The organism is Megasphaera vaginalis (ex Srinivasan et al. 2021) (genome assembly GCF_000478965.1).
GTDB classification, from domain to species: Bacteria; Bacillota; Negativicutes; order Veillonellales; family Megasphaeraceae; genus Megasphaera; species Megasphaera vaginalis.
The window spans coordinates 1-12817 of sequence record NZ_AWXA01000027.1 but is presented as its reverse complement, the minus strand read 5'-3'; the positions used below and the strand labels follow the sequence as shown (position 1 = coordinate 12817).

The following is a 12817-nucleotide window of genomic DNA, read 5'->3' as shown; positions in this document are numbered from 1 at the left end:
TTTATTAATTGCAATACAATGGCCAGCTTTTCTTCGTTCGTCATATCGAGGCCTCCTTTATTCCAACGATGTGCCGAGTTTTTCTTCTACTTCATCGGCCCAGCCGCGGACAACATCCGTTGCCTTGCTTTGCTTCATGATGGCTTCCAGGACATCCACGATGACGTACACATAGCCATAGGCAATATTGGAAATTTCCTTTGCATCTTCTTGGGTCCAGCCGTTTTTGCCTTCCTTTGCCCACTGTTGTACACAAATGGCTTGGCTCCAGCGTTGCTGGAACCGGGATTTCAACAGTTCCTTTTCCTTGATTCGTCATACTGCTCGCCTCCTTAATTACTTGTATTCCCGTCATTTTGTTTCAAAAAATTAAGGTCGATTCCTAAAATATCGGCCAATCTCGATAATACTTTCAAGCTCGGAGTGTATCGGCCTCTTTCCACATCTGCATAATATGCACGTGAAACACCGACCATCCCAGATAATTCCAATTGAGTTAATCCAGCCTTTTCACGAGCGGACTTGAGCACATCTCCAATTTTATTCACTATACCACCTCCCTTCTTTAATTACTTGTATTTCCGTCTTGCAAAGTAAGTATACAGTATTTCCGTCATTTTGTCAATAGTATTTCCGTCATATTTATATTATAATGGTCTCAAAAGACGGAAAAACCGCACAAGGTAAAATAAGGAGGGATTTTCATGAAAAGCATAGGTGAACGAATTAAAGAAGCGAGAAAGTCGGCTGGATTGACACAATTAGAACTGGCTAAAAAAACAGAGCTTTCCCGCTCTTATATTGGTGATATAGAAAAAGATAGGTATAACCCAAGTGTTTCTACCCTTCAATTAATAGCTACGGCAACAAATACTCCATTGGAAGATTTACTTCCATCAACTAAGACAGTTTCCCCCACAGGCCGCGGCGTCCGCATCCCGGTCCTGGGGCGCGTCGTTGCCGGCATCCCCATCGAGGCCGTCGAAGAAATATTAGATTACGAAGAAATCACCCCGGAACTCGCTGCGACGGGTGAATTTTTTGCATTAAAAATCCGCGGCCACTCGATGGAACCGCGGATGATGGAAGGCGACGTCGTCATTGTCCGCCGACAGGATGACGTAGACAGCGGAGACGTCGCCATCGTCCTCGTGAATGGTGATGAGGCCACCGTGAAGCGCGTGAAAAAGCAGGAAGACGGCATCACCCTGATTGCGAATAATATATCCGTATACGAACCGCACTACTACTCAAATAAAGAAATCGAAGAACTCCCGGTCCGGATATTAGGAAAAGTCGTTGAACTGCGTGGGAAACTTTAAGAAAGGTAATACAGAAAGAAAAAGACCATGATGAAACACACAATTTTCGCACGATTATCGCACGATTATCGCACGATGAAAATCGCGCCCATCCATTGCATTGCAAGGGTTCCTAGCTATCGTACCCTCACTCCTTCACCTGATTTTCGCACGATTCTCGCACGATTTTCGCACGCAAAATACTGATTGCCATTCCTACGCAACATATCTTTCATATGGCGCTACATAATTATTGCGCAAAAATTCACACACTTTCCAGGAGGGGTTAATTTGTCTATAAAACAAGATCTCACGCAAATTATTAATAATTTGTGTGAACAAGCAGAATCTAACGAGCTTGAATTTAAAGAATCATTAAATAAATTACCGAAAGACATTTGGGAAACATACTCTGCTTTTGCAAATACGCATGGTGGTTTTATTATCTTAGGAGTCAAAGAAAAGCCGCATATCTCTATCACTGGAGTAAATAATCCGGACCAGATCATTCGAGATCTTTTTAACACTGCCAATAATAAATCAAAAATAAGCCACAATCTATTAGAAGATAAAAATGTGATAAAGCATACTATCGACGGTAAATGTATAATCTCGATTTTTATTCCAGAACAAGAGCAATCGAAAAAGCCAGTTTATCTTAACAACAATTACGCTTATACCTATATACGAAAAAACGAAGGAGATTATATTGTTTCTGATGATGAGCTTCGACGTTTTATACGAAATGCTTCTGATGACCTAGATAGTGAATTATTAGATGAATATACTCTTGAAGATTTGAATCTTGAAAGTGTTTTAACATTCAAAAATATAATTAATGCTAGAAATCCATCGATGCATTATCTGGAAATGGATAATCTGGAATTTCTGATAGAAATGGGTGTATTCCAATTAGATCGAAAAGATAAAAGAAGACCTAAACTTACAATCGCTGGCCTTTTATTTCTAGGAACATATGATGCAATCCGTAGCAAATTGCCACAATTTCACCTGGAATATATAAACCGTCGTGGCATTTCTGCCACTGACAGGTGGATTGATCGTGTTTCTACTGGAGACCTTAACTACAAAGACTTGAATGTATTTGGATTTTTCCAAATTGTTCGTGAAAAATTAAATGCAACCATCGAAGACTCTTTTGAACTTGATGAAAATAGCATCCGTAAGTCTCCCGTGGAGCTAAAGACCGCCTTACGTGAAGCTCTTGCAAACATGCTTATCCACGCTGATTATTTTGATAATACTTCTGATATAAAAGTTGTTGTTGATAATTATTTTTATACTTTTCACAATCCCGGAATGATGCGTGTTTCTGTTACCCAATTTTTTGCAGGTGGAAAATCTCTGCCGCGTAATAACACACTGATTACCTTTTTCAGACGAATGGGTATATCTGACCGTGCGGGCACAGGCGGAAAAACAATTCTTACATTTGCAATTGCCAACAAATATCAAATGCCTGAACTTGAAGTCACCACTGATTCAACTACGCTGAAATTATGGGTTGCTACTCCACGTGGAGCACATCCAGAATTAGATGATGATACAAGAAAAGTATTAGCTTACATCAATGAAAAAAAGAATGTTAGTAAATCGCAAATTATATCAGACACAGGCTTATCAGCTTATAAGGTTCGCAAAGCATTGAACACGCTTATCGACAATCATATCATTTTTTCTTTGGGAAAAGGTCGTGCAACTAGATATAGTTGGTCGCCCAGTGTAATTGAACGTGTTGATGCTGCCAATCGCATTCGAGACTTAATCATTCAAGATTATCAATAATGTAACCATTGCAAAAGTGCGTTTTTGCGTTAGATAGTTGCGTTATTCGTGCAAAAGTTACGCTTTTGCCGTAGTAAGTTGCGCTTAATTTGTCGTAAGTTGCAACTATCTTTCGACTATTTTCTGAAAAAGGTAAGATATTTCAAAACATAAAAAAAATCCTGGCACCGTGCTGGAACACGATGCCAGGATATGTTAATAAAGAAAGGAGGGAAATCATGCACGTTTATAAAAAGCCGTCGGGGCTATGGGCCTATAAAATTGACATCGGCAAAAACCCACAGACGGGAAAAAGGCAGCAGAAAGAAAAAGGTGGTTTTAAGCGGGCAAAGGATGCCAGGATAGCGGGAGAGGAAGCACTGCAGCGGTATCGGAATAAGGGCTTCGCACGTCCGGAAGCTGTGACGTTCGGAGATTTTGCTCAAGAATGGTTAAAAGCATACGCGGCCGTCGCCAAAGTATCATCCGTTCGGATCCGAAAGCACCAGCTGGGTCATCTAAACCGTTACTTCGAAAAAATCCCCATCCAAGAAATTCACAGGAAACAATATCAGGACGCCTTATTGTCCCTTGCAAAGACGCTTGCTCCTAATACCATTTCAGGTATTCATGCCACGGCCAAAATGATTTTCAAACGGGCCATAGAATATGAGCTTATTTATTCGGATCCAACGGCGTTTGCTACGGTTCCCCGGCCGAAGCGAAAAATCGTAGATCCCGACGAAAATGTGCCCGCCTATCTGGAAAAGTCTCAGCTTCTCGATTTCCTGCAAACAGCGAAGGAAAAAGGAATCGCGCCAGATTATCCTTTATTTATGCTGCTGGCTTATACGGGCTTACGGATTGGCGAGGCTCTGGCTCTCACCTGGGAAGATATAGACTTCAAGAAGAATGTGGTCAAGGTATCCAAGACGCTCTACAATCCGACGAATAACGCTGAAAAATATGAGTTCCTCCCTCCGAAGACAGAAACCTCGGTTCGAGTGGTCACCATGCCGGCACACTTGGAACAGGTACTGGCTGCATTCAAGTTTCAAGTCTCTAAGCTCCGGATTGAATATAAAGAGTTGTGGCACTATCCCAAGGATAGTAAATTGGGCTTCGTTTTTACGGCCCCGGCCCATCCTGGCCATCCTCTTACCCAGCGTCTCGTACAGACTCGTATAGACCGTATTCAGAGGCTTATGGATAACCCACCGAGTCTTCATATACACCCCCATATTTTCCGTCATACTCATGCGTCTCTGCTGGCAGAGGCCGGTATAGACCTGGTACAGATCATGAAGCGTTTGGGCCATGCTGACGATACGACGACACGGCAGATATATCTGCACATCACCAAAACGTTGGCCACGGAGACGGCAGAAAAGTTTGATAAACTGCTGAATAAGGCATAAAAATAAGCCCCTTGCGGTTGATTTCGCAAGGAGCTTATTTTTTGGTTCTCGTTTTGTTCTCTGGATACGATTTTCAAGGCCTTACAAACGCCTTGGTTATCGTATTTACGGCACTTTTAAATTTTTATTTACATCATACCGGGCATGCCGCCGGGCATACCGCCAGGCATACCGGCCGGAGCAGCACCTGCCGGTTCCGGTTTATCGGCAACAAGCGTTTCCGTTGTCAGTACCAAAGCGGCAATAGATGCTGCATTTTGGAGCGCCGAACGAGTAACTTTCGCGGGATCAACGATACCGGCTTTGATCATGTCGACATATTCTTCCGTCAACGCGTTAAATCCTACACCATCTGCAGAAGCTTTCACTTCGGCAACGATAACGGATCCTTCCAGGCCGGCATTAGCGGCGATCTGGCGTACAGGCGCTTCGACAGCGCGTTTAACGAGGTTAATACCAGTCTGTACGTCGCCTTCTTCTTTAAGGGCATCCAACGAAGGAAGAATATCAATAAAGGTCGTACCGCCGCCGGCTACGATACCTTCTTCGACAGCTGCACGCGTCGCATTCAATGCATCTTCCAACCGCAGTTTCTTTTCTTTCAATTCGACTTCCGTAGCAGCGCCGACTTCGATGACGGCTACACCGCCGGACATCTTAGCCAAACGTTCCTGCAACTTTTCTTTATCAAAATCAGAAGTCGTTTCGGCAATCTGCGCTTTGAGCTGTGCAATACGGTCTTTAATGGCAGAAGCATCCCCGTGTCCTTCAACGATCGTCGTTTCATCTTTGGTAACGCGGATCTGACGAGCCGTGCCGAGATCTTCCATGGTAATGCTGTCCAGTTTACGGCCTACATCCTCCGTAATAACCGTAGCACCGGTCAAGGTGGCAATATCCTGCAACATGGCTTTGCGGCGGTCGCCGAATCCGGGAGCTTTCACGGCAACAGCCTTGAAGGTGCCGCGCAGTTTGTTGACCACTAAGGTAGCCAATGCTTCGCCTTCTACGTCTTCAGCGATGATCAGGAGTTCTTTGCCCGCCTGAACGACTTTTTCCAGAACAGGGAGCATTTCCTGAATGGATGCGATCTTGCGGTCTGTAACCAAAATGTACGGTTCAGACATAACGGCTTCCATCTTATCCGGATCGGTCACCATGTACGGAGAAATATAACCGCGATCAAACTGCATGCCTTCTACAACGGAAAGCTGTGTTCCCATCGTTTTCGATTCTTCAACGGTAATGACGCCGTCTTTGCCGACTTTTTCCATAGCGTCGGCAATCAAGCCGCCGACTTCTTCATCGCCGGCAGAAATGGACGCAACCTGTGCAATAGAAGATTTATCGGATACGGCGATGGAGCGGGATTTAATTTCTTCTACGAGCTTGTTGACAGCTTTTTCGATGCCTCGTTTCAAAATCATCGGATTGGCGCCGGCAGCTACGTTGCGCATCCCTTCCTGAATCATGGCTTGCGCCAGCAAGGTGGCCGTCGTCGTGCCGTCGCCGGCTACATCATTGGTCTTCGTCGCAACTTCTTTGACGAGCTGAGTGCCCATATTTTCAAAGGGATCTTCCAATTCGATATCACGGGCAATCGTGACGCCGTCATTGGTAATAGTCGGTGCGCCGAATTTTTTATCCAATACGACGTTGCGGCCCTTAGGCCCTAAGGTAACTTTAACGGCATTGGCCAAGGCGTCTACACCGTTGCCCAAAGCCCGACGTGCTTCTTCATTAAACAAAATTTGTTTAGCCATTGTTATACACTCTCCTGTTCGGAATATGGAATGAATCAGATAATTGCCAGAATATCACGTTCGCTGACGATGAGATATTCGTTTCCTTCAAACTTCACTTCTGTGCCTGCATATTTAGAGAAAATAATCTTGTCGCCGACAGCCACATCCAAAGGGATACGCTTGCCGTCGTCCTGAACCTTGCCGGCTCCGACAGCCACTACTTCTCCCTGGCTCGGCTTTTCCTTTGCCGTATCAGGCAAATATATACCGCTGGCAGTTTTTTCTTCCTGTTCCAATACGCGAATAACTACGCGGTCTCCTAAAGGTCTAATCATTTTCATATTCCTCCTTAAGTTGTTGATTCTTTTTATTAGCACTCATAATATCCGAGTGCTAATTACACTATATATATTACCCACTAAAGGTGAAAAAGTCAATACCCCTCATTTTTGATTTACTATTTATTTACCTTCCCGTTTTTCCCATTGCGCGATCAGTGCCGCAGCAATTTCTTTTAACGCCTTCCCCGTCTTCATGCTGTATTGCCGCATACGACGATATGCTTCGTCTTCTGTAATATCGTAGGTTTCCATAATCAGCCCTTTGGCCCGTTCAACGAGTTTGCGCTCTTCAATCTCTTCATGCAGGTCGATAATCGCCTTAACCGCTTCCTGTTGACGCCTGAATTGTAAGACGGCGACTTCCATAGCCGGAAAAAGGTTCCGCGGTGTTACCGGTTTGACGAGATATCCGAAAATTCCCGAGTCTTTAGCCTGATCGACTACTTCATGCTGATCGTATGCCGTCAATAATAAGACGGGCGCCAATCCTTCATGAGCAATCATCTTCGCTGCATGAATGCCGTCGAGCTTCGGCATTTTGATATCGAGAAAGACGAGATCCGGCCTTTCCCGACGTACCAGCGTCAAGGCTTCGACGCCGTCTGCCGCCGCTCCGACAACCTGATGACCGGCCTCTTCCAGCATTTCACACAGGTCCAAACGAATAATAGTTTCATCATCGGCGATTACGATCCGATATCCCATCAGCGTTTCTCCCCCTTCTTTTTCGGAAAAGCAATGACGGCCCTGGTACCGTCGCCGACATGAGACGTAATTTCTAACGTGCCGTGCAAATCCTTTTCCACTAAAGTTCGGACTATCGTCAGTCCCAAATGTTTTCGTTCCTGCGCCGCCGCGGCAAAGGCGAAACCGCAGCCCGTGTCACTGACGGTCAAGGTTGCCGTCCCGTCCGAACACAGGATCTGTATCGACAGTTCGCCGACATTACGCTCTTCAAAACCGTGAATAACGGCATTCGTAATGAGTTCATTCAAAGCCAGTGATAAAGAGGTCGCCTCATGTGACGGCAAATACAACGACGTACCGGAAAAAACGGGAGTAATAACACATTCTTTTCTGGCTAAACTTTGCAGAAGCAATTCCTGTAATCGTTTGGCGACAGGCGTAATATCCAGTTGTTCTTCTTCATGATGGGAAAGTGTCTCATGGACCAACGAGATGCTGAGAATACGATTCAAACTTTCCTGCAAGGCGTCCCGCGCTTCTCTTCCTTCAACACGGCGCATTTGAAGGCGCAGCAATCCGGCGACTGTCTGCAAGTTGTTTTTGACGCGATGATGAATTTCCTTGATCGCCGACGTCTTGACCAGCAATTCTTCTTCTTTACGGTGAAGTTCCGTGCGTTCCGCGACGACGGCAATGACGCGCCAGACCTTACCGCTGCGCAGCAGCGGTATCACGCGCCGCGTCAGCAGCAATCTGCCGTAAGTGACTTCATCACGCAGACTTTCGCCAGTCGCCAGGACATGCTTTATCCCGGTAAGATTGAGCGGCGTTTTATATACGTTGCTGCCTGCAAGCGTCCCTTTTCGCCCCTGGAGGTGCATGATCCATTCAGCTATCTCATCGGCATAAATAATCAGTCCCCGGTCGTCGCTTAAAATGACGCCATCTTGCACGGATAAAGAGCGATACAGCTTATTTCCCTCATGGCAAAGCGGTACTTGAAGAGAATGAAAAGCCGTTTCCGTCAGTATTTCCCGTCTCCTCTCGACAGCGCCGATAAAACAAATGACGGCAATCGGCTTGCCGCCATTATCAACAAAAGGAAAAGTCGTTACCACTTCCCCCGATACGTCTCCCGTAAAACGGCTCCCGGTATTGAAAGTCTGCCATACGAGTTGCTTAATGGCTGCCGAAAAATCCGAAAGCTGACTCCGTTCTGCCGGCAAGTCATTTTCCTGCCGTACTAAAGGCCTGCGACCGGCGACGGCAATAAAAACCTCCTCCGCTTTCGCCGGCACAAAAACCAATAATCGCCGCTGCGCCAAATCGCAGGCGAATTGCAGCAGCGGTTCACTGTTCGATAAAATGTGAATTTGTACGGCAGACAGACCGCTTTGGTCACGACAAACGGATTCCAAAGCCATAGATATTCCAACTCCTCACATCGACGTAATGGCCAATCCCGGCTTGGCATTGAGCGTCAAGTCAGCATAATGGCCCGCTTTTGCCAGATAATACGCGCGGCAGCCGATCATGGCGGCATTATCCGTGCAAAGTATCGGTTCCGGACGATAGACGGCGATCCCTCTGGAAGCCGCGCCGACCGTCAGTGCCGCGGCCAACGCACTATTAGCCGCTACCCCCCCGGCAACGGCAACAGTTTTTAGGCCTCTGTATTCTGCGGCAGCAAAAGTTTTTTCCGTCAACGTATCAACAACAGTTTGTTGAAAACTTGCGGCAATGTCATGAGGATTGTACGACTTGCCTCGTTGTTCCTGTGTGTGCAGGTAGTTCAATACAGCCGATTTCAATCCGCTGAAACTGAATTCAAAATTGTGCTTTTCCTGAAGGGCCTGCGGAAAAACGACGGCATGGGGATTCCCGGTGCGTGCCAGCGCATCAATCTGCGGTCCGCCCGGATAAGGATAGCCCATAACCCTGGCAATCTTGTCAAAAGCTTCCCCCGCCGCGTCGTCACGCGTCTGTCCAAGTAAGAGAAACCGGTTATAGTCCTGCACTTCCACCAATTGCGTATGTCCGCCGGAAACAACAAGGGCCAAGAAAGGCGGCTCCAGTTTCGGATGACTGAGGAAATTGGCAAAAATATGACCCTCCATATGATTTACTCCGACCAACGGTTTATCCAAGGCAAAACTCAACGCCTTCGCCGCCGCCACCCCGACGAGTAAAGCGCCGACCAGTCCAGGACCGTAAGTGACGCCGATGTGGTCAACATCGTGCAACGTAATTCGTGCTTCATCAAGAGCCTCTTTAATGATTGGCAGCACATATTCGATATGCTGCCGCGAAGCGATTTCCGGTACGACACCGCCGAATTTGCGATGGATCGGAACCTGCGTCGATATGATATTTGATAAAATCGTACGGCCGTCCCGCAGAACAGCTGCCGACGTTTCATCACAACTGGTTTCCAATGACAATGTATACATAACGTCTTCTTTCCTCACTTAATGGATCCACGGATACTGTTCTTTTTTACAATCCATGACAAAAGCGTCTTCCACAGGATCACTGTAGTATCCTTTTCGCACAGTCAGCTCCGTATATCCCAATTTCCGATATAATGCCAACGCCGTCGTATTGGAAATGCGAACTTCCAAATAAATATCGTTGCAACCGTCGGCCCATGCCGCTTCCATCAATACGCGCAGCAACAGTTCTCCGTACCCCTGCCCGCGCGCCGCTGGTGACAAAGCGATATTCGTAATCTGCCCTTCATCGAGAACACGCCATAATCCGGCATAGCCGCAAACTATTCCCGCTTCATTTTCCAGCACGTAGTAAATCGTCTTATCCCCATTATTCAGCAATTCTTTCTCAATAGCTTTTTTTGTCCACGGTACGGAAAACGATGCCTCTTCAACGGCAAAAATTCCGTCTCTGTCATCAAGGCGCGCCGGCCGCACGATCATTGACACGGGGCACCGCCATGCCGCTTTTCCCAAAGGACCTCCGCTTCGCTGCGTCGCTTATAAGACGGCACCAAGGTCATGGCATCATCATAATCGCCGCGTTGCAACCGAAAAGCTCCGGCTAATGCCAGACTGCCGGCCCGCGGAATAACCTGCGTCGGCGGAGCTATGCGAAAAGGAGCCGCTGTCGATCCGATTTGCGCCGCCCCCAATAAAGCACCGTCACCGCAAAAGACGACAGCTTCATCAGCCAACAACTGCAATACCGCTGTCAACGGCGCTATCGTGACAGGATGAACTTCGTTGACCGTACCGTCCCGCCACCGATAAAGGGAATAATAGACATTGCCTTTTTGCGCATCAATAAGGGGACAAATAAGATCGCCGACGCCAACAAAGTTCCAAGCCAGCGCCAGCGACGTTTCAATTCCGACAATAGGAACGTGCCACGCGAAAGCCAAAGCCTTTGCCGTCGCCAGGCCGATGCGCAAACCCGTAAAAGATCCGGGGCCTGCGGAAACGATCACACCGTCAATATCTTCTTTTTTCGCAGCCGCCTTGACCAACATATCGGCAATGTGGGGCATCAATTGTTCCGAATGCGTTAACTTGGCCTGAATCGTAAGTTCAGCCCGCAGCTTCTCTCCTTGAAGCAGCGCCACGCTGGATACGAGACTTGATGTTTCAATTGCTAAAAACATAATGCGCTGACCTCTTTTTCTCTCTTTTGCCAACTATTTCCCTGAAAATGCAGCTTAAAAATGCGCGTCAGATCGTCAAGCTTTTCGATCGTAACGATAACAGCGCCGGCAGGAAGTCGCTCAGGAAATTTTTCGGACCATTCGATGACCGTAACACCGCTGCCGAGATAATCTGCAAATCCCAGTGCTTCAAGTTCCTCTTCCCTTTCCAGGCGATAAAAATCAAAATGCTGCAACGGTACAGGACCATCATAATAGTTGAGGATCGTAAAGGTCGGGCTGACAACAGGCGCGCAGATTCCCATCCCTTGCGCAATACCCTGGACGAAATGCGTCTTGCCGGCTCCCAAATCGCCTTGCAGCGCCACTACATCCCCTTCTTCCAGCAGTTTGCCGAATGCGCTGCCGAAAGCGACCGTCTCCTCTTCACTCTGTGTTTTCCGTTCGTATTTCATCGTTTCTCCTCACTGAAATGATTCCATCCCGATGGCAGCACCTGATATTGCAGAGCCCCGTCCTGCACATAAACTCCCGGTTCACCTGCAATGACAGCGCCGATCATCGTAATCTCGGGATAAACGCGCTGCAGCCGAGCAAAATCGGCAGTTCCTATCGTGAAGATTAATTCATAATCTTCACCGCCGTTAAAAACATACGTCCAAATATCCTTGCCCGTTTCGGCAGACCATGCCCTTAATTCCTCGCTGCAAGGTATCCGATCCTTTTGTAACAGCAATCGCACCTTGCTGGCTTTAGCAATTTCATTCGCCTCGCTGGCCAAACCGTCGCTGATGTCATTGAGACTATGGGCGTGATATTCGACCAGCAGCCTGCCTAACGAGATCTGCGGAACCGGAAATTGGTGGGTTCTCTTTAATCTCTCATAGCCCGCGTGACGGGTCAGGAGAACGTCAAGGCCGGCGCCGGAATCGCCGAGACAATGAGAGACGGCAACAATATCTCCTACTTTGGCGCCGCTTCGGCAAATGGCCTTAGTCTTTTCGATCTCACCGAAGGCGGCAACGGTAATAACCAGTCCTTCCTTGGACATGACCGTATCCCCGCCGAGAATATTCACCTGATAAGTACGGCAAATATCTTTGATCCCCCGATAAAGGGAAATAAGATCTTCCACCTCCATCTGCGGCGAAATAGCCGTAGAAAGGACCAGGTGTGTCGGCACGGCGCCCATAGCGGCAATATCGCTCAAATTGGAAGCAACGGCCTTATAGCCTACATCATACCAGGAAGCCGTCGTACCGATAATAAAATGACTGTTTTCCACCATCGTATCGATAACGGCAACCTGCTCCATACCGTCAGTTGTCTTGTAAACGGCGCCATCATCACCAATACCGATAACAACGGACTCCGGTGCAAAAAGGGTATCGTCCTTGATCGCATCAATAAACCCAAATTCTCCTATTTCCGTTATTTTCATAGCTGTACTCCTTACGCAATGTATGCAAACGTTAGGTATATTTTAAAAGAAAGCGCCCAAAAAGTAAACGCCATAAGACACAATACCTTTTCCGATATCAACATTGCCAATGGTTGTATGCGAACACTTGAGAAAAAGTATCATATAGAAAAAGCAGCTCATACAAAATGCATGAGCTGCCTGTCTTGGTGACCCGGTAGGGATTCGAACCCTAGACCTACTGATTCGTAGTCAGTCACTCTATCCAGCTGAGCTACCGAGTCATGAAGGAGGAATCATAGCTGCAATCGAACTTCCATCCCTCCGCTTTATGGCAGGGGCAGAAGGAGTCGAACCCTCAACCAACGGTTTTGGAGACCGCTACTCTACCAATTGAGCTATACCCCTATGTAAAAGAAAACCCGCAAGGGCTAACTTTTTAACGGTTGCACAAGGCATTGCCAAACAATGCCTTGCACATCCTGC

14 protein-coding genes and 2 tRNA genes are annotated in these 12817 nt (G+C 47.1%); 3 read left to right on the top strand and 13 right to left on the bottom strand.

Features of this window, described 5'->3' with window-relative positions; genetic code table 11:
• Window positions 1–57: 57 nt before the first annotated feature.
• Window positions 58–294, bottom strand: a complete 237-nt coding sequence (locus HMPREF1250_RS05005; RefSeq protein ID WP_023053540.1) for a hypothetical protein — start codon at window positions 292–294, stop codon at window positions 58–60.
• 38 nt (window positions 295–332) lie between these two features.
• A complete protein-coding gene (locus HMPREF1250_RS05000; protein ID WP_051356061.1) occupies window positions 333–548 on the bottom strand; it encodes a helix-turn-helix domain-containing protein in 216 nt (71 codons plus the stop codon).
• 156 nt (window positions 549–704) lie between these two features.
• On the opposite strand from HMPREF1250_RS05000, the gene HMPREF1250_RS04995 reads away from it, so the two are divergent.
• The 3 genes from HMPREF1250_RS04995 (at window position 705) to HMPREF1250_RS04985 (ending at window position 4504) form a co-directional block, all read left to right on the top strand.
• Window positions 705–1322: a LexA family protein gene (locus HMPREF1250_RS04995; RefSeq protein WP_023053535.1), complete on the top strand. Its 618-nt coding sequence runs from the start codon at window positions 705–707 to the stop codon at window positions 1320–1322.
• Window positions 1323–1592: 270 nt separating this feature from the next.
• Window positions 1593–3107, top strand: coding sequence for an RNA-binding domain-containing protein (locus HMPREF1250_RS04990; protein ID WP_023053542.1), 1515 nt, complete (start codon window positions 1593–1595; stop codon window positions 3105–3107).
• Between the two features lie 218 nt (window positions 3108–3325).
• The gene (locus HMPREF1250_RS04985; RefSeq protein ID WP_023053530.1) at window positions 3326–4504 is read left to right on the top strand and encodes a tyrosine-type recombinase/integrase; all 1179 of its coding nucleotides are present in this window, start codon (window positions 3326–3328) and stop codon (window positions 4502–4504) included.
• Window positions 4505–4632: 128 nt separating this feature from the next.
• On the opposite strand, the gene groL is transcribed toward HMPREF1250_RS04985, so the two are convergent.
• The 11 genes from groL to HMPREF1250_RS04930 form a co-directional block, all read right to left on the bottom strand.
• The gene (groL, locus tag HMPREF1250_RS04980; protein WP_023053538.1) at window positions 4633–6267 is read right to left on the bottom strand and encodes a chaperonin GroEL; all 1635 of its coding nucleotides are present in this window, start codon (window positions 6265–6267) and stop codon (window positions 4633–4635) included.
• Window positions 6268–6302: 35 nt separating this feature from the next.
• Window positions 6303–6584: a co-chaperone GroES gene (gene groES, locus HMPREF1250_RS04975; protein WP_036242753.1), complete on the bottom strand. Its 282-nt coding sequence runs from the start codon at window positions 6582–6584 to the stop codon at window positions 6303–6305.
• 126 nt (window positions 6585–6710) lie between these two features.
• Window positions 6711–7295: an ANTAR domain-containing response regulator gene (locus HMPREF1250_RS04970; RefSeq protein ID WP_023053539.1), complete on the bottom strand. Its 585-nt coding sequence runs from the start codon at window positions 7293–7295 to the stop codon at window positions 6711–6713.
• Window positions 7295–8701, bottom strand: a complete 1407-nt coding sequence (locus HMPREF1250_RS04965) for a sensor histidine kinase (protein ID WP_023053537.1) — start codon at window positions 8699–8701, stop codon at window positions 7295–7297. The genes HMPREF1250_RS04970 and HMPREF1250_RS04965 overlap by 1 nt, the downstream gene beginning before the upstream one ends.
• A 15-nt stretch (window positions 8702–8716) precedes the next feature.
• Window positions 8717–9727, bottom strand: coding sequence for a tRNA (adenosine(37)-N6)-threonylcarbamoyltransferase complex transferase subunit TsaD (gene tsaD, locus HMPREF1250_RS04960; RefSeq protein WP_023053536.1), 1011 nt, complete (start codon window positions 9725–9727; stop codon window positions 8717–8719).
• A gap of 18 nt (window positions 9728–9745) precedes the next feature.
• Entirely contained in the window at window positions 9746–10210 is a 465-nt protein-coding gene (gene rimI, locus HMPREF1250_RS04955; protein ID WP_023053532.1) for a ribosomal protein S18-alanine N-acetyltransferase, read from the bottom strand.
• Window positions 10207–10911, bottom strand: a complete 705-nt coding sequence (gene tsaB / locus HMPREF1250_RS04950) for a tRNA (adenosine(37)-N6)-threonylcarbamoyltransferase complex dimerization subunit type 1 TsaB (protein ID WP_023053533.1) — start codon at window positions 10909–10911, stop codon at window positions 10207–10209. The genes rimI and tsaB overlap by 4 nt, the downstream gene beginning before the upstream one ends.
• A complete protein-coding gene (gene tsaE, locus HMPREF1250_RS04945; protein WP_023053531.1) occupies window positions 10902–11366 on the bottom strand; it encodes a tRNA (adenosine(37)-N6)-threonylcarbamoyltransferase complex ATPase subunit type 1 TsaE in 465 nt (154 codons plus the stop codon). The genes tsaB and tsaE overlap by 10 nt, the downstream gene beginning before the upstream one ends.
• Window positions 11363–12352, bottom strand: a complete 990-nt coding sequence (thiL, locus tag HMPREF1250_RS04940; protein WP_023053534.1) for a thiamine-phosphate kinase — start codon at window positions 12350–12352, stop codon at window positions 11363–11365. Before thiL ends, tsaE begins: the two co-directional genes overlap by 4 nt.
• A 186-nt stretch (window positions 12353–12538) precedes the next feature.
• Window positions 12539–12615, bottom strand: a tRNA-Arg gene (locus HMPREF1250_RS04935).
• Between the two features lie 48 nt (window positions 12616–12663).
• A tRNA-Trp gene (locus HMPREF1250_RS04930) sits at window positions 12664–12739 on the bottom strand.
• Window positions 12740–12817: the final 78 nt, after the last annotated feature.